General features: G+C 64.8%; 14 protein-coding genes. 7 read left to right on the top strand and 7 right to left on the bottom strand.

Annotated features, from left to right (window positions below; translation table 11 throughout):
* Positions 1 to 245: 245 nt before the first annotated feature.
* Positions 246 to 1,454 (bottom strand): aminotransferase class V-fold PLP-dependent enzyme, encoded by a 1,209-nt coding sequence (locus AC1DMA_RS21935; RefSeq protein WP_478126112.1) that lies wholly within the window; start codon positions 1,452 to 1,454, stop codon positions 246 to 248.
* A 48-nt stretch (positions 1,455 to 1,502) separates the two neighbouring features.
* Positions 1,503 to 2,474, bottom strand: a complete 972-nt coding sequence (locus AC1DMA_RS21930; protein ID WP_478126111.1) for a Bug family tripartite tricarboxylate transporter substrate binding protein — start codon at positions 2,472 to 2,474, stop codon at positions 1,503 to 1,505.
* A 14-nt stretch (positions 2,475 to 2,488) separates the two neighbouring features.
* Between AC1DMA_RS21930 and AC1DMA_RS21925 the strand changes: the two genes are divergently transcribed.
* On the top strand, positions 2,489 to 3,481 hold the full coding sequence (locus AC1DMA_RS21925; protein WP_478126325.1) for a LysR substrate-binding domain-containing protein: 993 nt from the start codon (positions 2,489 to 2,491) through the stop codon (positions 3,479 to 3,481).
* A gap of 267 nt (positions 3,482 to 3,748) precedes the next feature.
* On the opposite strand, the gene AC1DMA_RS21920 is transcribed toward AC1DMA_RS21925, so the two are convergent.
* Positions 3,749 to 4,720 (bottom strand): GlxA family transcriptional regulator, encoded by a 972-nt coding sequence (locus tag AC1DMA_RS21920; RefSeq protein WP_478126110.1) that lies wholly within the window; start codon positions 4,718 to 4,720, stop codon positions 3,749 to 3,751.
* Between the two features lie 78 nt (positions 4,721 to 4,798).
* Between AC1DMA_RS21920 and AC1DMA_RS21915 the strand changes: the two genes are divergently transcribed.
* The gene (locus tag AC1DMA_RS21915; RefSeq protein WP_478145483.1) at positions 4,799 to 6,010 is read left to right on the top strand and encodes an MFS transporter; all 1,212 of its coding nucleotides are present in this window, start codon (positions 4,799 to 4,801) and stop codon (positions 6,008 to 6,010) included.
* Positions 6,011 to 6,606: 596 nt separating this feature from the next.
* Here the strand turns inward: AC1DMA_RS21915 and AC1DMA_RS21910 are convergent.
* Genes AC1DMA_RS21910 through AC1DMA_RS21900 form a run of 3 tightly spaced genes read right to left on the bottom strand, consistent with a single transcriptional unit; the run spans position 6,607 to position 8,900 of the window.
* Positions 6,607 to 7,293, bottom strand: coding sequence for an enoyl-CoA hydratase/isomerase family protein (locus AC1DMA_RS21910; protein ID WP_478145482.1), 687 nt, complete (start codon positions 7,291 to 7,293; stop codon positions 6,607 to 6,609).
* 40 nt (positions 7,294 to 7,333) lie between these two features.
* Positions 7,334 to 7,912, bottom strand: a complete 579-nt coding sequence (locus AC1DMA_RS21905; RefSeq protein ID WP_478126108.1) for a cupin domain-containing protein — start codon at positions 7,910 to 7,912, stop codon at positions 7,334 to 7,336.
* A 7-nt stretch (positions 7,913 to 7,919) separates the two neighbouring features.
* Positions 7,920 to 8,900, bottom strand: a complete 981-nt coding sequence (locus AC1DMA_RS21900; protein WP_478145481.1) for a Bug family tripartite tricarboxylate transporter substrate binding protein — start codon at positions 8,898 to 8,900, stop codon at positions 7,920 to 7,922.
* Between the two features lie 94 nt (positions 8,901 to 8,994).
* Here AC1DMA_RS21900 and AC1DMA_RS21895 point away from each other — a divergent pair, with 94 nt between their 5' ends.
* The gene (locus tag AC1DMA_RS21895; RefSeq protein WP_478126106.1) at positions 8,995 to 9,915 is read left to right on the top strand and encodes a LysR family transcriptional regulator; all 921 of its coding nucleotides are present in this window, start codon (positions 8,995 to 8,997) and stop codon (positions 9,913 to 9,915) included.
* A gap of 14 nt (positions 9,916 to 9,929) precedes the next feature.
* On the opposite strand, the gene AC1DMA_RS21890 is transcribed toward AC1DMA_RS21895, so the two are convergent.
* Positions 9,930 to 10,337 (bottom strand): GlcG/HbpS family heme-binding protein, encoded by a 408-nt coding sequence (locus tag AC1DMA_RS21890; RefSeq protein ID WP_478126105.1) that lies wholly within the window; start codon positions 10,335 to 10,337, stop codon positions 9,930 to 9,932.
* Positions 10,338 to 10,519: 182 nt separating this feature from the next.
* Between AC1DMA_RS21890 and AC1DMA_RS21885 the strand changes: the two genes are divergently transcribed.
* The 4 genes from AC1DMA_RS21885 to AC1DMA_RS21870 are packed head-to-tail and all read left to right on the top strand — an operon-like array spanning position 10,520 to position 17,506.
* Positions 10,520 to 11,329 (top strand): enoyl-CoA hydratase-related protein, encoded by an 810-nt coding sequence (locus AC1DMA_RS21885; RefSeq protein WP_478126104.1) that lies wholly within the window; start codon positions 10,520 to 10,522, stop codon positions 11,327 to 11,329.
* Positions 11,326 to 13,227 carry an AMP-binding protein gene (locus AC1DMA_RS21880; RefSeq protein ID WP_478126103.1) on the top strand — a complete coding sequence of 634 codons (1,902 nt, stop codon included), beginning with the start codon at positions 11,326 to 11,328 and terminating at the stop codon, positions 13,225 to 13,227. Before AC1DMA_RS21885 ends, AC1DMA_RS21880 begins: the two co-directional genes overlap by 4 nt.
* On the top strand, positions 13,224 to 13,988 hold the full coding sequence (locus AC1DMA_RS21875; RefSeq protein ID WP_478126102.1) for a transporter substrate-binding domain-containing protein: 765 nt from the start codon (positions 13,224 to 13,226) through the stop codon (positions 13,986 to 13,988). Before AC1DMA_RS21880 ends, AC1DMA_RS21875 begins: the two co-directional genes overlap by 4 nt.
* Positions 13,985 to 17,506, top strand: coding sequence for an indolepyruvate ferredoxin oxidoreductase family protein (locus tag AC1DMA_RS21870; protein WP_478145480.1), 3,522 nt, complete (start codon positions 13,985 to 13,987; stop codon positions 17,504 to 17,506). Before AC1DMA_RS21875 ends, AC1DMA_RS21870 begins: the two co-directional genes overlap by 4 nt.
* Positions 17,507 to 17,513: the final 7 nt, after the last annotated feature.

The raw sequence follows: 17,513 nt of genomic DNA, 5'->3' as shown, positions 1-17,513 counted from the left end.
CAGAAGCTAGACAAAGCCTAGTGGCGCAAGCCACGGCGATGTCAGAGCTCAAGCTTCTGAGCAGAGCTACAACTGCGAAAAAACATGTCTGTCCCCTTACAACTGCCGCACTCTGCGAGCCTCCTGTTGTTCAACCTGTCAGTGCAAACCAGGAGTAGCGCGCTGCTGCCCGCGATCATATGCGCCGGGGAACGCCACCGCGAAGAACCGCCAGTCAATGACAGTCGCCGAGCCTTGTCAGCGGCCTACTGCAAAGTCGTTCCGTGCAGATCCAGCCAGCTCTTGCAGGCCGCCAGAGCGACATCCACATCCGCCTGATTGTTGTACAGGTGCAATGAAAACCGCAGTGCGTTGCGCCGAACGGCAGCCATCACCTTATGGGCTTGCAGGTGTGCTTGCAGGCTTGCGGCAGCGTCGGGGTTGCGCGACTCGATGCACACCATGTTGGCACGCAGGGCGTCGGGAGCCCGGGCGACCGGCGCACCTAGGTCCATCAAGCCGGCCGATAGCGCCGCTGCCAAGCCGGTTACGTGCGTGTCGATTGCCTGTGTGCCGACGCCATTAAGCAATTCCAGCGTGTCACCCACCAGCAGCGCTGCGAGAAAGTTGTAGTTGCCGAGGTTGAAACGCTGAGCCGCCGCCTGGTACTTGATGGGCGCGTCGTCGTAGTCAGCCTCGTGGTTTGCTTCCATCTCAACTCCGAATCGGGCGAGGTAACGCGGTGTCAGGCTCTCGGCAAACTCGCGACGCACATACAAAAAGCCCATGCCGTACAACGAGCACAGCCCCTTTTGCGTACTGGCTGTAAATGCGTCGATGGGAGTGCGCGCGAGGTCCAGGTGCGTGACTCCTATGCTTTGCGCTCCATCGACTACCAGCCGAACGTCGGCGCTCCGGCAGGCTGCACCTAGCCGATCGAGTTCGGCCCGAAAGCCAGGCTTGAACGAGGTGGCCGATAAGGTAACCACGCGCGCACGGTGGCTGCCTTGCAAGGCCTCGATGACGGCGTCGGTCGGAAACAGGCCGTCGACCGAAGGAAAGTCGCGGACAGACACCTGCAGGCCTTCGAGGTTGCGCCATGCGTAGATGTTGTTGGGGTGCTCCACGCCGGAGCAAAGGAATACCTCGTCACCTGCCCGCCACTCCATGGACGCGGCGACCATGTTGAGGCCATCCGAAATGTTCTTGGTGATGGCGATCTCGTCCGTCGCGGCGCCGATCAGTTGCGCGAAGCCGGCACGTGCCTTGTCGACCAGGGCGAAATAGGCGTACTTATCGGCAGTGCCCTGCACGCGCTGCTGCATGTGCTCATGGGCCCGATCGGGTGCGTCATCGGGAAGCAAGCCGCGACTGGCAACGTCGAAGTACGTTTGTGTGAGCGCGCCTGGAAAGCGATGGCGGGCGGCGGCGATGCGCTGGGTGTCGGAAGGCGAGAGCGTCGGTTGAGTCAGCATGGTGGCGTTGAGGTCGTAGAAGAGGGAAAGATGCGCTGGGCAGTCCTATCACTGTCGCTCGATGCCAGCAGCCTTCACGATGCGAGCCCAGTTGGTGAGGTCGTCGATCATGAAGCGCTGGGTCTGAACGCCGTTCAGTTTGCCGGGCGTGATGCCAAGGTCTGACAGGGCTTTGCTCACCGGCGCCGACGCCAAGGCAGTCGCCAGCTCCTTTTCCCAGCGTTGTGAAATTGCAGGCGGCACATTGGCGGGAAGCAGAACGGCAAACCAGTAGCCTGTGTCCATCCCCGGGACGCCCTGCTCCTGGAAGGTGCGTACGTCGGGGTAGTCACGGTGACGCTGCATGCCTGTCACCCCAAGCGCGTTCAATTTATCGGACTTTAAGTACAGCCCAGCCGATGCTGGGCTGGTAAAGATGAGATCGATCTGGCCGGAAAGCACATCGATGACGGCTTGCGACGAACCCTTGTAAGGGATCATCTCAATCTTGAGGCCTGACTGAATCCGATAGAGTTCCGATATGAGCTGGCTGGCAGTGCCTGACCCGATGCCCGAAGTGAAGCTGCCGCCCGGACGACCGGGCGCGGCGGTGCGCATGTCCTGCACCGTGTGTAGGTTGGACTGCTTACTGGCGAACAGCATGGCAGGGGTGGTGCCCACCATACCAATCGCCTGGAAGCTCCTAGTGGCGTCATAGGAAAGGCGTTGGTAAAGCGCCGGTGCCGTGGTATGCGCAGTGTCGGCCAGCAAAACCGTGTACCCGTCCGGTGCAGCCCTCGCTGCCAGCGCGGTGCCCAGAGTGGCCCCGGCGCCGGGCCTGTTATCTACCACTACGGGCTGACCGAACTGGTCGCCCAACTGCTTGGCAAGCAGGCGCGCCAGAGCGTCCGAGCTTCCGCCCGCGGTGTAAGGCACCACTACGGTAATGGCTCGTTCAGGAAAGCCCGCGGCATGGGCCAGTGCTCCGAAAAGCAGCCAGGCACCGCATACGGTGGCCCGGGCAAGGGTAGTAAATATCATTGTTCCTCTATGCGATGGATGTTGAAGCGGAGCCCGATGGTCGGCGGTTCGTAGGAGCGTTACCATCGAAAAAACCGCGCCGTGATATGAGCTCAACGAATACCGCACTACATCGCAATCTGCCTTCTGTTAAGGCCTTGTTATTCTTCGATGTAGTAGCGCGTCACCAAAATTTGGTGCGGGCTGGCGAAGAACTGCACTTGACCCAAGGGGCGCTCAGCCGGCAGCTCAAGGCGCTGGAAGACCATCTGGGTGTGATCCTGTTTTTCCGCGGTCCTCGTGGCCTGAAGTTCACTCAGGAAGGCGAACTTCTATACGACTACACACGCCGGGCTTTCGAGACGCTCGGCAGCGGTTTGCGGCGTCTGTCGGTGGACGCCGCGCGAGAGACGCTCGTGGTATCTGTGGCGCGCAGTTTCGCGGCGTGCGTGTTGGCGCCCAAGATCGATGGGTTCGCGCAAGCCCATCCCTGGGTGGACCTGCGCATAGACGTGCACCGCTACTTCACGGATCTGGAGTTGTCCGGAGCCGACATCTCCATCCGGCTTGGCGCTGGCGACTGGGAGGGTTACCGCATGCTTGCATTGACCGGTGATACGGTATGTGCAGTTTGCAGTCCGGCCATGGCTGTCGCGCTGCAGGAAGTGGCGCCGCCCGACTTGCCCGCTGGAGCCGTTTTGCTGCGCAATGCCGAGCGTGACTATTGGGCCGAGTGGATCGGCAGTGGCAATCGTCCCATCGACCTGGAGGCGGTCGCGACGGTGCGGTGCAACGATTCAGTCGCGTTGATCGAGGCCGTCAAGGCGGGAGGCGGGCTGTGTCTCACTCGGCATTCATTGGCGGCCGCCTCCATTGCTGCCAGAAGCTTGGTTCCGCTGTGGGGCGAACAGCTGAACGATGGCCTGCGCTATTACGCGCTGAGTGCCCGGCGCTCACACGCCCGCCGAGCCGTGGAGCTATTCATGCAGTGGCTGGAGTCGGAATTCACGCCTGCGCGCTCGTCGTAGCGCCGCCCAGCGTTGCGGAATCTAGAGACCCGAACTCGCTTCAGCCCTGCACATGGGGTATCCCTGCAGCCGTAACCGCGAGGAGCGCCAAGACGAGCCGGCATGGTTTCTCGCACCGCTATACGGCGTCGAGATGGACGAATCACAGAATCACATGCACCGTAGCTGCCTCAAGAACGCATTGAAGATCCGAACCGACACCCACGCCCAACAGCGGCGAGGCGGCCACGGCGGCGCCGCGGCGCGTGGTCTGACCTGCTATGGCTGCTATGGCTGCAAGGCCGCCGCGCGCGCCACACGGCGCAGCGCCTGCGGCGGCTGGCCGTACACCCGCACGAAGGCGCGCCGCATGCGCTCCGCGTCTTCGAAGCCCGTGAGCCGCGCGACCGCTTCGATGCTGCTGTCGCCGCCCTCAATCTGCGCACGCGCAGCTTCGGCGCGGATGCGTTCTACGGCCTTGGCCGGCGTTTGCCCCGTCTCGCTCTTGAAGGCGCGCATGAACTGGCGCGGACTCACGCAGGCCACGTCAGCCAGCCGCTCAATGCTCAGGTCGGCCGTAAGGTGCTCGCCGATGTGAGCCAGCACGGCGCGCATGCGATCGCTGGGCGGCGCCAGGTCCTGCAACGCCGAGAACTGCGACTGACCGCCGGTTCGCCGGTGGTAGACGACCATCTCGCGTGACACGGCGCCTGCGATCTCGGCGCCCAGGTCGGCTTCGACCATGGCCAGCGCGAGGTCGATGCCAGCGGCGATGCCCGCCGAGCTCCACACCGGGCCGTCGCGTACGAAGATGCGGTCAGCATCGACGGCAACGCGAGGGAAGTTGCGTTGCAGCAGCGCCGCCCGGCGCCAGTGCGTAGTGGCGCGGCGCCCGTCGAGCAACCCCGCTTCCGCAAGCAGAAAGGCGCCGGTGCACACGCTGGCCACGCGCCGCCCAGCCGCCAGCGAGGCGCGCAGGTGCTGCATCAGCGCGGGTGTGGCGGCGCCGGGTTTCCGCGCGCCCCAGCCACCGGGGACGATGAGCGTGTCGGCCTGCGAATTTCGCCACGCGCGCGTCTGCACTTCGATCCGGGTGGAGCACGCGACACGCCCGCCGCGCTCCGACTGCACCGAAAGTTCGTAGGCCGGCCCGCCTCGGTAGCGCCCGATCTCGGCGGCGATCTGAAACGCCGACAGCGGTCCGGCCATGTCGAGCAGCTCGAATTCGGGGACGAGCACAAACGAAACTGAACGCGTCATGTCATTTAACGAGGGAAATACGTCATTCTTGCCTCAGTGTCGCTGCGCACAATGAGTGCTGTCAACCCCCTTTCGCCCATGACCAACACCGCCTCCACCGACCGCCGCAATGTGCGCGTGCTCGCGACCTGCCAAGCCCTCTACACGGCCGCCGTCTCCATTGACCTGACGCTGACGGCCCTGACGGGCCACATGCTCGCGCCCGACAAGTCGCTGGCCACGCTACCCTTCGCACTCATCACGGTGGCGAGCGCGGTGATGACGTGGTTCGCCTCGCTGTTGATGCAGCGCATCGGCCGGCGCGGCGGCTTCACGCTGGGCGCGTTGACGGGCACGGCGGGCGGGCTGGTGTCGGTGTGGGCCGTGTTCCACGACGACTTCTGGGTGTTCTGCGTGGGCACGGCGCTGGTGGGCGTGTACCAGGCCTTTGCGCAGTTCTACCGGCTGGCCGCCGCCGACGGCGTGGCCGCGGCGGACAAGAGCCGCGCCGTGTCGTCGGTGCTGGCTGGCGGCGTGATCGCGGCCATTGCGGGCCCAGCACTGGCGGCGTGGAGCAAGGATCTGTTTCCGACCGCGCTGTTCGCAGGCGCGTACCTGATGGTGGCGCTGCTGGGCGCGATCTCGGTCGTGCTGATCCTCTCGTGCTATTGCGACACGCAGGCGCGGGCTGCCGAGGGAACGCTGGTCGACACGCGGCCGCGGCGTCCTTTAAAGGAGATCGCGCGCCAGCCCATCTTCATCGCCGCGCTGGCCAACAACGTGGTCGGATCGGTGTCGATGATGCTCGTGATGACGGCCGCCCCGCTCGCGGCCGTAGCCTGCAACCACAGCATCAACGACGGCGCGGGCATCATGCAGTGGCACCTCGTGGGCATGTATGCGCCTTCGCTGTTCGCGGGCGCGCTAATCCAGCGCTGGGGCCTGGCGCGCGTGGTGAGCCTAGGCATGGTGCTAAACGTGGTGTGTTCCGTAGTGGCGATGAATTCGACCACGCTGCCGGCGTTCTATGCCGCCCTATTCTGCCTGGGCGTGGGCTGGAACTTCATGTTCGTGGGCGGCACGACCTTGCTCGCCCAGTCTTACCGCCCGCAGGAACGCGGTCGTGCGCAGGGCGTGGCCGAGTTGCTGCGAAACGCGTGCACGGCCTGCGCCACGCTGGCGGCCGGCCCCGCGCTCGACCATTTCGGCTGGACGCGGCTCAATGCCGCGATGCTGCCGGTGGTGCTGCTCGCGGCGCTCATGACGGCGGTGTGGGCGCGCTCGGCGCGGCGCACGACGGCGCTCGCGTGAAGCGCATTGTTGGAGAATCAGGCGAAAAGCCAACCCGAAATAGTTATCCGGTTTGACCCTTGACGACGAGACTTCCTGCTCAGCCGGCGGTGCACTCATGCGTCTTGATAGCTGCAAGATGGCGAGGAAGTTTCGTATGAACGGCATTCAAGGAAAGTGGTTCGCAGGGACCCGCCCACATCGGCGCTTCAGTACGGCTCAGCGAAGCACGCTGGCCATGGAATCGTACCAACTGCGTCCGCCCAGCACGTTGGACGGATAGACGTCCCTTGTACGGCGCACCGATACGCCGCTCAAAGCTCATGCGACCGTGCAGCCGGCAAACCCAGTCTTCCCATTGGGCGAACTGGTCTATCTCAGGTGTGGTCAGCGTGTCGTACTCGCCGAGCGAGAGGGGATCAGCGGAGCTGAGCATCGTCGGACCAGTGTCGGTCGAACGCCGCGCCGCCCAGCTGGTATTCCATCTGCGTGCCCGGACTTGGCCAAGAGCTCAGACCGGCTTTTTCATTTTCGGCGAGACTTTGGTGAGCAGCGCCCGGTCGACGGACTCAATCTTGCGGCGCTCTGCGCTTCCTTCGAGTCGGCCCTAACCTTCTCTATCCTTGGCGCTTAGCCCAGTCCAAAGCCGCATCAAAAGCTCGTCGGCGGCGAGCTAGGATCCACTCCTTCATGGCCTCGAACGCGGCTGACGGCTTAGCCGCATATATCGAGGCGGCGGCCTCCGCTTCCTGCATGAGAGCGCCGCCCGGCACAACTGCGTGCACCAGTTGACAATCGAGCGCTTCCGCTGCATCCATGCGACGGCCGGACAGTACGAGCTGGTCAGCCACCGCATTGCCAACCGAGTCTGCAATCAATGCGTGCCCAATGTAGGTTGCGATTCCCAGGTCGATCTCAGGCAGTGCCAGAGAAACGTGACTAGCAGCGACCACATGATCAGCATGTAGCGCGAGCATCAGGCCGGCGCCAAGCGCTACTCCATTCAAGGCGACGACCAAAGGCTTTGGGAACGAGAGCAGTGCTTGGCTGTAGGCCACCAACTCTGACCTGCGCTGACGCGCGAAGACGCTGGCGTCCATAGTCGCCGGTCGCTTCATGTCTCGCCCAGATGAGAACACGGTCCGGCCCGCGCCCGTCAGAATGACCGCGTGGATCGAGTCATCACTCTTGGCGGTTGCGAGCCTGGCGACCAGCGCCTGCGCGACATCGCGGTCGATGGCGTTGGCAGCCAACGGACGATTGATCGTCAAATGCAGCACGCCTTCCTTGCGCCGTGCAAGCACCTTTTCCCCAGTGTGTCTCAACCGGAACTCCCGACCGACCTCAGATTGACTTGGGCGCAAACCGAATGCCAATGTTGGCCATGTTTTCGGTCGCCTCCGGCCCGAAGCGTGCCTCGATCCGCTGCCCCACCGACGTCTCGTACGTGATGTCGCTCATCGAATCGCCGTCCGCGCCCTGTATGAAGACGAGCATCTTCGCCTCATGGTCGTCGGCATTTCGAAAGGCACGATACACCCCCGGAGGAACCGACACGAAGTCATTGGGCTCGAGCAGGATCGTGTGCTCGCCCTTGTCACCCCAGATGATTTCATAGCGCCCGTCGAGCGGCATGAAGCTTTCGGTCGTGCGTTCGTGGGCGTGCAACTCTGCGCCGTTGCCCGGTGGACACTCGACGATGGCCACCTCGAGCCCCGGTAGCCCTTCGACCGCCGGCTTGTTCATGCCGCGGGAACGGTTCTTGGGCGCCATCAGCATGTAGATGTTGCGCGCCGCGAGCATCTCGTAGGCCGCGGACGGCACGCCGGTGCCAGCGCCCTCGTAGGAGCGCTTGGTGGGCTCCAGGTCTCGAAGCCGTGCGATCCGACCGTTCATGTCGGCGGAAGTGAAATGGGTTGTCATGTTCAGTTCAGTCCAGTTGGATGTTGGCCTGGCGAGCCACGTCGCCCCAGCGCTTCAGGTCGACGGCGATCAGTGCCGACATGCCCTTGCCATCGGTAGGCTTCACGTGGGCACTGAACTTCTTCAGGCCCGCCAGGTAGTCCGGGCTCGTTGTCACGCGCCGCACTGCGGCTTCAAGGGTTTGGACCACCTCGTCCGGCGTGCCGGCAGGCACAGAGGCGCCGGTCCAGTACGGCATGCTGACCGCTGGATAGCCGGCTTCGGCCATCGTCGGCACTTGCGGAAGCTCTGTCGAGCGCGCGGGGCCGGTCACCGCCAGCGCCTTGAGCTTTCCTTCGCGCACCATGGGCAATGCCGATGTGAGGTCCACCACCGCGAAGCTGACCTGCTCACCGATGACTGCGGTCATCATCTCGCCGCCGCTCTTATAGGGCACGTGAGTCATCTCCACGTGGGCCGTCGACTGCAGCAGTTCGCCGATCAGATGCGCGCCGTTGCCCACACCGGCCGATGCGTACGACACCTTGCCGGGGTTGGCTTTGGCGTAGGCAACGAGATCCTTCACTGTGCCCCCTGCGAAAGACGGGTTCACGACCAGCGCCGTATCGGTCTCGGCGATGAGGCCGAGATGCGTGAAGGAGCGAAGGGGATCGAAGCCGGGGTTCTTCTGCGTCGAGGGAACGATTGCGAATGTGGACGCGTTCCCGATCAGGATCGTCTTGCCGTCCTTGTGGGCCGCCGCGACATAGCGTGCGCCGATCTGGCTGCCGGCCCCGGGGCGGTTTTCGATGATGACGGTCTGTCCCAGCGCCGCCTGCAGGCCCGGAGCGAAGAGGCGTGCCTGCAGGTCCGCCGGGCCACCTGCGGCGTAGGGCACCACCAGCCTGACAATCTGCGACGTCTGCGCGGTGGCCTGCGGCGCGGCAAGCGCAGTGGCCAGGGCGGCCAGCAATATGAGTCTGCGCGTGGGGGCGCTCCGGATGGGCATATCGATGTCTCCTGCTTGTTCGTGTGGACCAACAGCCAGCAGTCTAGGAATCGACCGAAGTCCGTGCCATCATTCAGGATCAATGTCGAACATCATGATGCGTGATACCAAGAGCCTAGACATTGCCCTGCTCAGGGCACTGCGGGCGATGGTGAACGAAAGCAGCGTCACCCAGGCGGCGCACGTGCTGGGCATTGGCCAGCCCGCCATGAGCGGCCAGCTCGCCCGCTTGCGCAAGATATTTGGCGATCCCATCCTGACGCGCAGCGGTGGCGGCTCCAAGCCCACATTGCGCGCGCTGGAACTGATGGCTTCCGTGGACGAGATCCTGGCCCGGGTCGACCTGCTGGCGACAGCTCGCCACACCCCTTCGGCCCCGTCGCATTGGAACCTCTCGATCACCATCGCTGCTACGGACTACGCCCGCCAGCTGCTCCTGGAACGAGCCCTGCCGCGCATCCGTCAGGAGGCGCCGGGCCTGCACCTGCGCTTCCACCGCTCAGACCGTGACCGTGTACGCGAGTGGATGGAGGAAGGCAGCGTTGACATCGGTATCGGCGCCGCGGCCGTGCCTACCGGCCGGCTGCACAGCCGCCGGCTCTATCGGGATGCCGCCGTCTGTGTAGCGGCGTGCGGCGTGATGCCGCAGCCGCTCACGATCGATGCATATTGCGCACTTCCACACGTGCAGGTGCGCTTCGGCCGGGCCAGCGAGATGGAGTCACTGATCGATGCACGCCTGGACATCCTGGGACGGACGCGGCAGGTCGCGCTCACCGTACCGGACTTTTCCGGGGTGGTCGACATCGTTCGCAGCGCGGCGCTGGTCGCTGTCGTTCCCCGTGGATTCCTCAAGCGCCTGGCGCTTCCGCAGGACGTCGATGTGCGCGACCCACCCTTCGCCCTGCCGGACGTGCAGTGCACGCTCTACTGGCACGACCGCACGAACCACAGCGTCCCACACAAGTGGCTGCGCAGCGTGATCTTCGACGCGTTCAAGTCCTTCTCGCCCTAGAGTGCGCTGCGACTCTACAAGCCGAGCGCCGCCACGCCAACGCGCGCAATGTCGACATCCTGCGAAGGCAGCACGCCACTCACACCGATGGCGCCAACGATCACTCCCTCCACGTCGATTGGCACGCCCCCTTCGAGCATGCCGTCCAAGCCAGGAGCGCTGAGAAATGCCGGGCGGCCGTTGTTGATGACGTCCTCGTAGTGCTTGCTGTCGCGGCGCGACAGCGCAGCCGTTCTCGCCTTTGACATGGCGATCTGCGCGGTGGGTGCCGGTGCGCCATCAAGCCGCTGGACGGCGAATGCATGGCCGCCGGCATCGGCGACGGCGATGCCGACCAACCAACCTTTCGACTGTGCGTAAGCGAGCGCAGCATCAAGAACGCGACGGGCATCGGCGGCTTCGATCTGGGGAACATGACGCATGTGAAAACTCCTTGAATGGAAAAAGCGAAGCTGACGATGAGAAGCGCATGCTGCTAGGAAGTCAACGCAGTTTCCATCACGCGAACTGATGTCTGTCATCGCGAGTGGGCGATGGAGTCCGAAGGCTGCGCTTCCTAGACTGCGGCTCGAACCCAATCGTGCTCAGGCAGCAGGACAACGCAATGACAGACAACCCCTCCCCCGTACTCATCGAATCCGACGGCCCCGTGACGATCGTCACCTTGAATCGCCCCGAGAAGCGCAATGCCATGAACGCGGCGCTCATCACGACCATGATCGAGACGCTTGAATCGCTTCGCGCCGACGAGCGTTGCCGCGTCGTGGTCATCACCGGTGCCGGTCCGGCCTTCTGCGCGGGCATGGATCTCAAGGAGTTCTTCGGACAGGAAGACCGCACGGCCGCATCGCGCGAGCGAATGATCCAGAGCGCATCCGAATGGCGCTACAGGCTGCTGCGCCATTTTCCCAAGCCGACCATCGCGATGGTGAACGGCAGTTGCTTCGGCGGTGGCTTCTCGCTGGTGGAATGCTGCGACCTGGCCATTGCGGACCGCAAGGCCCGGTTCGGATTGTCGGAGATCAACTTCCGGCACATTCCTGCCGGACCGGTCAGCAAGTCAATGGCTTCGATCCTGCGTCCGCGCGACGCGCTGCTGCTCGCGCTGACCGGGCGTCCGTTCGACGGCATCCATGCGGAACGGATCGGCTTGGTGAACGAGGCGGTGCCGGCGGAGCAGCTTCTTGCGCACACGCTCGCACTCGCGCATGAGATCGCCGGGAAAGACGCCGCCGCGCTCCGCCTGACCAAGGAGTCGTATCGGTACGCAACCGAGATGGGTTGGGATGCCTCACTGGCCTTCACTGCTGCCAAGAGCTATGAACTGCTCGCGAGGCAGGCCAACGGCGAATCTCGAGACGCGGCCGTGCTCGACTTCCGCGCGGGGCGGCTCAAACCTGGGGCACCGGAATGAATACGAGTGTCGACATAGGCAGACGCCATCCGCCCATCCGTAACCTGGCGGATATCGAAGCCATCGAGGCCACGCCATTTGAACAGCGCGTGCCGCACTGGGACTTCGGTATCAACCTTCTCGAAGGTTGCGCCCTGGATCCGGCCAAGCAGGCGCTCAGCGCCACTCACTGCGGCGCTGTCGACGGTGACATTCAGACCTGGTCGTATGCTGAGTTGGCCAAGCGCTCGATCGCCGTTGCCAATCTGCTTCGAGCCAGCGGCGTCGGACAGGCAGACGCCGTTGCTATCGTGTCGCCGACCGTTCCCGGTCTCTATGCCGCGCTCATCGGCGGCTTTCTTGCCGGGCGCCCGTTTCCGATCAATTGGCTATTGGAGCCGGACGCCCTCGCGGACCTGCTCGCCGCCGTGAAGCCCAAGGTCGTGATCGCCCTGGGTCCGACCGAGGGATTCCGCATCTGGGACAACGTGCAGGCAGCCGTGGCACGCCTGCCAGCCGCGCCCACACTCTTCTCGTTGAACGACCCCTTTGCGCCCATGGGACCGCGCGATCTGCTCGCGACGGCACAGACCCACCCTGGCGACAAGCTCGGGTTCTCGCGACCGCCGACCACCGCCTCGTCGTTGGCTGCCTACATGCATTCGGGCGGAACGACGGGGCGCCCAAAGATCGTGAAGATCACGCACGGCGGCTTGCTGTATCGCCAATGGACTACTCGCGTCAGCATCGGCCCGGGTGGCGATGCCGACAACGTGGTCCTGTCGGATACGCCTCTGTTCCATATCGGCGGGTTGTCGCCACGCGGTCTGACGCCCATTGCTTCGGGCATGAGCGTCGTCATTCCGAGCATTCACGGGGCGCGCGACAAGCGCTACATGACTAACTATTGGCGCTACGTCGAGCGCTTCGGCATCACGCTCATTTCTGGCGTGCCCACGACCCTCGGCGTGCTCGCCAAGAACCCGCCGCAGGGTGAAGACCTTTCGACCCTGCGGCCACGCTTCTTTACGGGTTCGACCGGTGTAGCCACCGCGGTTCAGCAGCGCATCGAGGAGATCACCGGCGCCCAGGCGCTCATGACCTACGGGCTGACCGAGAACACCAGCAATGCTACGGCCGATCCGCGCGATGGCCGGATGAAGCCGGGCTTCTCGGGCCTGCGTGTTCCGTACACGACGCTGCGCATAGTGCGCCTGGACGAGAACGGCGACATCTGCGGCGAATGCGTCACAGATGAGCCGGGGACGATCGTCGTGCGTGGTCCGGGTGTGTCGCCGGGCTATCTCGATGCCAGCCAGAATGCCAGGGCATTCCTGCCGGACGGCTCCTTCGTCACCGGTGACATCGGCAGCCTGGATGCCGAGGGCTATCTGCGGGTCTCCGGGCGCCGGCGGGACCTGATCATCCGCGGCGGCCACAACATCGAGCCAGCGCACATCGAAGAAGCCTTGCTCGCCATTCCGGTCGTTGCCGCCGCCGCCGCCGTCGGCCGCCCGGATGCCCATGCCGGCGAGGTGCCGGTGGTCTACGTCGAACTGCGCCCTGGGGAAGTGGCTTCGCCCGAGGAGCTGCTGCGCCTGGCGGCCGAACGCATTCATGAACCGCCGGCCGTGCCCAAGGAGATCATCGTCGTCGACCGCATTCCCCTGACGGCGGTCGGCAAGCCCATCAAGGCCGAGCTGCGTGAAGACGCCGCGCGCCGGGTGTTCGCAACATTGCTGGCGCCGATGGCCGAGCACTGCAGCGTCCACGTGTACACCAATAAGAGCGGCGCGGTCGAACTGCGTGTGCGCGTGTTCGGCAAGGACGCGCAAGCCGTGCGTGCGGCCATTGCGCAGCGGCTGGCGGATTTCACCATCCACTATGCCTTCGTCAATGCCACGGAATACACAGCATGACGTTGCTGTCCAACCCCGAAGCTCTTGCTGCGGTCCGCGCGGCGCTGCTGGTGGACGGCACACTGCGCGTGGGGCTCAACCTCAGCAACATCCTGCTGGTGCGCCAGGACGACCGGTCAGGCCGTGCGCAAGGGGTCGCGCCAGCGCTCGCCGGCCGCCTTGCGTCCGCACTCGATGTCCGGCTGGAATTCGTGTACTACGAGACGCCCGGGCAAGTCATGGCCGACGCCGCGAACGATGTCTGGTCCATGGCTTTCCTGGCGGCGGACCCCCTCCGTGCCGGCAACGCGGTGTTCTCGCATCCGTACGCCGGTATCGAGGCAACCTACCTCGTGCCAGCCGGGTCGCCCTTCACGGACGTTGCGCAGGTGGACGCTCCGGGCGTGCGCATCGCGGTGTTCAAGGGCAGCGCCTACGAGCTGTGGCTGCAGCAGCATCTGCGGCATGCGCAATTGGTTCAGGCCGACACGCCCGAGCAGGCCATCGAGCATTTCCGCCGCGATGGACTGGACGCACTTGCCGGGCTGCGCGTGCAACTCGCTCCGATCGCCGCCAAGGAGCCGGGAAAGCGCGTACTCAAGAGTGCCTTCACGGCGGTGCAACAGGCGGTTGCATTGCCCAGGGAACGCGCCGGGGCGTTGCCGTATCTCGACGCATTTCTGCAGCAGGAGAAGCAGTCGGGTGGCTTGGCCGCGCTCATCGATCGCCTGGCCCCGCCCGGCTTGCAAATTCTTCACGAGACAACAACAGGTCGTCCATGAGCACCACCATCGCAACGCCCGAATCCGAGCCCACACTTGACGACAAGTACATCAAGCCGCGCGGACGCGTCTTCATGACTGGAACCCAGGCACTGGTACGCCTCCTGCTCGCGCAGAAGGTGCGCGATGCGGATGCCGGCCTGCGCACACGCGGCTTTGTCTCGGGTTACCGCGGCTCGCCACTCGGCTCGGTGGACCAGGAACTGTGGAAGGCCCGCAAGCACCTGGACGCCGCAGGCATCGTCTTTCAGCCCGGCCTCAACGAGGAACTTGCAGCGACCGCCCTGTGGGGCACGCAAATGGTCGGACTCGATGCGAATGCCACGGCAGACGGGGTCTTCGGCATGTGGTACGGAAAGGGCCCCGGCGTGGATCGCAGTGGCGACGTCTTCAAGCATGCCAACCTTGCGGGGACTGCGAAACATGGCGGAGTGCTCGCCATCGTCGGCGACGACCACACCTGCAAGTCGTCCACGCTGGCGCACCAGAGCGAGCATGCGCTGATCGCCGCGATGATCCCGATCCTCAATCCCTCGGGCGTGGCTGAATTCGTTGAGCTCGGCCTGCATGGCTGGGCCATGTCGCGATGGTCGGGCTGCTGGGTGGCGATGAAGTCGATCAGCGAGACCATCGAAACCACGACTTCCTTTGATATCGACCCGCAGGCCATCGAGACCCGAGTTCCGCAGGACGTCGACGGGCCGGCGTCTGATTTCTCGCTTCGCTGGCCAGACGCGCCGCTGGAGCAGGAGAAGCGCCTGGTGGATCACCGGATTCAGGCCGTGCTGGCCTACGTGCGCGAGAACCAGCTGAACACCGAGCCCTGGGAAGTGCCGCAGGCGAGCTTGGGTATCGTTTCGACGGGCAAGAGCTGGCTGGACACGCTCGAGGCACTGGCACTGCTTGGCATCGACGAAAACGTCTCGCGCAGGATCGGCCTGCGCCTCATGAAGATCGCCGTCACGTGGCCCCTTGAGCCCGATGGCATCGAAAACTTCTCGCGCGGCTTGAGCGAGGTGCTGATCGTCGAGGAAAAGCGGCCGATCCTGGAGACGCAGATCAAAGATCTGCTCTACGCCGCGCCGCCCGAGCAGCGCCCGCGCATCGTCGGCAAGAACACCGGCGCCGGTGAGTGGGCACGCTCGGGCACCGGCGGTGCGCTCTTGCCAGCTTCTGGCGAACTGACGCCCTCGATGATTGCCAAGGCGATCGCCGACCGGCTGTTCCCCGATGGAAATTTCAGCACTCTGCCACCGCAGGGTCGTGCCTGGCTCGAAGCACAGCGCGCGATCGAGTGCATTGCCGCAGTGGACCCGAGCCTGCCCCAGCGCCTGCCGTATTTCTGCTCGGGCTGCCCGCACAACGGTTCGACGAAGGTGCCCGAAGGCTCGCGAGCGACGGCCGGCATCGGCTGCCATTTCATGGCGACCTGGATGGACCGCAGCACCTCGACCTTCACCCAGATGGGCGGGGAAGGCGCGTCCTGGCTCGGCCAGATGCACTTCACCGATACGAAGCACATCTTCGTGAATCTCGGGGACGGCACGTACAACCATTCCGGCTCGCTCGCCATCCGAGCCGCGCTCGCAGCCAAGGCCAACGTCACCTACAAGATCCTAGCCAACGATGCCATCGCGATGACGGGCGGGCAGCCCATCGAAGGCTCGCTCGATGCCGCGCAGATCCTGCAGCAGGTCGCGGCCGAAGGGGTCCGGCATCTGCATCTGGTGTCTGACGAGCCGCAAGCGTGGATTGATCGTGGCGGTTTGCCCAAGGATGCGATCGTCAGTCATCGCGACCGCATGGACCGGGTCCAGCGCGAGCTTCGCGAGCAGGCCGGCGTCTCGGTGATCGTCTATGCGCAGACTTGTGCCGCCGAGAAGCGTCGCCGCCGCAAGAAGAAGGAACTGGCCGACCCGCCCGGGCGCGCTGTCATCCACGACGAGGTGTGCGAAGGCTGCGGCGACTGCGGCGTGCAGTCCAACTGCGTCTCGATCCTGCCCCTGGAGACGCCGTTGGGCCGCAAGCGCACCATCGATCAGAGTTCATGCAACAAGGACTTCTCCTGCGTCAAGGGCTTCTGCCCCAGCTTTGTCACTGTTGAAGGCGGCCACCGCCGCAAGCCGGAAAAGCGCAGCGCTCAGGTCCCGACCGGCCTGCCGGAGCCCGAGCTGCCGAAGATCGATCGCCCCTACAACATCCTTGTCACCGGTGTCGGCGGCACCGGTGTCGTGACGGTCGGCGCACTGATGGGCATGGCGGCGCATCTCGAGGGCAAGGGCGTTGTCATCCTCGACATGGCCGGCGTGGCCCAGAAGGGCGGCGCAGTCACCTCGCATGTGCGGATCGCGGCGCAGCCGCGGCTGGTGCATGGCGCTCGCGTCGGCGACGGCCAGGCCGACCTGCTGCTCGGTTGCGATCTGATGGTGGCGGCCGGCAAGGAAGGCATGGGCGTGTCGGACCGATTGCGCACCCGGGCCATCGTCAACACCGAAGTGGTTCCCACTGGCGCCTTTGCCCGGGACACCGAGTGGCAGGGCCGCCCCAAGGAGCTGCTTGAGCAGGTGCGGCGATCAACCGCCCAAACCGTGACCGTCGACGCTTCACGGCTTGCGTCCGCGCTGATGGGCGATGCCGTGGCAACCAACGTCTTCATGCTGGGCTTTGCCTGGCAGAAGGGACTGGTTCCGCTCGGCGAGACCGCTTTGAAGCGAGCCATTGAACTGAATGGCACGGCAGTGCCCATGAATCTGGCCGCTTTCGCGTGGGGGCGGCAGGCAGCCATCGACGAGGGCAAGTCACACGCGGCAGCCGGGCTCGGCGCCTCGGCATCCGTGATCGCGCTTCCACAACGCACGCCGTCGCTCGCGTCGATCCTCACCGACCGCTGCGAGCGGCTCATCGCTTACCAGAACGAAGGCTATGCCCACCGCTACCGCAGCTTTGTCGAGCGCTTCGCCGCGGTCGAGGCCGCGCGCTGCGGCGGCGACCGGGTCGCCCGCGAGCTCGCCATCAGCCTGTACAAGCTGATGGCCTACAAGGACGAGTACGAGGTCGCACGCCTGTACGTGGACTCGGGTTTCTTCGAGCGGATCGAACGCGAGTTCGAAGGGGACTATCGCTTGCGCTTCCACCTGGCGCCGCCATTGCTGGCCAAGCGCGACGACAAGGGCCGGCCCCTCAAGCGATCCTTCGGCCCGTGGATGAAGCCCGCACTGCGCATCCTGGCACGCATGAAGTTCCTGCGTGGTACGCCGCTGGACATCTTCGGCTGGACGGCCGAACGCCGTATCGAGCGCGCGCTGGCCGACGAATACATGGCGCTCATGGAGAGCATCGTCCCCCGGCTCGATGCCGACACTCGCACGGAGGTCCTGGCGCTCGCGCGCCTCCCGCAGAAGGTGCGCGGCTTCGGACATGTCAAGTTGCGCAATCTTGCGGCGACACGCGCCGAGCAACAGGGGCTGCTTGAGCGGATCGACGCCTCTTCACCCGGGGCGGCAAGGCATGCCGCCTGATCCACCC

Source organism: Variovorax sp. 05N34 (assembly GCF_056397405.1).
The sequence above is the reverse complement of the archived record's forward strand: the minus strand, read 5'-3'. Positions and strand labels throughout refer to the sequence as shown.

What these genes read in the sequence shown, in the direction of transcription:
- AC1DMA_RS21935 (WP_478126112.1), bottom strand. Translation starts at nt 1,454, where the DNA reads ATGCTGACTCAACCGACGCTCTCGCCTTCCGACACCCAGCGCATCGCC.
- AC1DMA_RS21930 (WP_478126111.1), bottom strand. Translation starts at nt 2,474, where the DNA reads ATGATATTTACTACCCTTGCCCGGGCCACCGTATGCGGTGCCTGGCTG.
- AC1DMA_RS21925 (WP_478126325.1), top strand. Translation starts at nt 2,489, where the DNA reads ATGGATGTTGAAGCGGAGCCCGATGGTCGGCGGTTCGTAGGAGCGTTA.
- AC1DMA_RS21920 (WP_478126110.1), bottom strand. Translation starts at nt 4,720, where the DNA reads ATGACGCGTTCAGTTTCGTTTGTGCTCGTCCCCGAATTCGAGCTGCTC.
- AC1DMA_RS21915 (WP_478145483.1), top strand. Translation starts at nt 4,799, where the DNA reads ATGACCAACACCGCCTCCACCGACCGCCGCAATGTGCGCGTGCTCGCG.
- AC1DMA_RS21905 (WP_478126108.1), bottom strand. Translation starts at nt 7,912, where the DNA reads ATGACAACCCATTTCACTTCCGCCGACATGAACGGTCGGATCGCACGG.
- AC1DMA_RS21900 (WP_478145481.1), bottom strand. Translation starts at nt 8,900, where the DNA reads ATGCCCATCCGGAGCGCCCCCACGCGCAGACTCATATTGCTGGCCGCC.
- AC1DMA_RS21895 (WP_478126106.1), top strand. Translation starts at nt 8,995, where the DNA reads ATGATGCGTGATACCAAGAGCCTAGACATTGCCCTGCTCAGGGCACTG.
- AC1DMA_RS21890 (WP_478126105.1), bottom strand. Translation starts at nt 10,337, where the DNA reads ATGCGTCATGTTCCCCAGATCGAAGCCGCCGATGCCCGTCGCGTTCTT.
- AC1DMA_RS21885 (WP_478126104.1), top strand. Translation starts at nt 10,520, where the DNA reads ATGACAGACAACCCCTCCCCCGTACTCATCGAATCCGACGGCCCCGTG.
- AC1DMA_RS21880 (WP_478126103.1), top strand. Translation starts at nt 11,326, where the DNA reads ATGAATACGAGTGTCGACATAGGCAGACGCCATCCGCCCATCCGTAAC.
- AC1DMA_RS21875 (WP_478126102.1), top strand. Translation starts at nt 13,224, where the DNA reads ATGACGTTGCTGTCCAACCCCGAAGCTCTTGCTGCGGTCCGCGCGGCG.
- AC1DMA_RS21870 (WP_478145480.1), top strand. Translation starts at nt 13,985, where the DNA reads ATGAGCACCACCATCGCAACGCCCGAATCCGAGCCCACACTTGACGAC.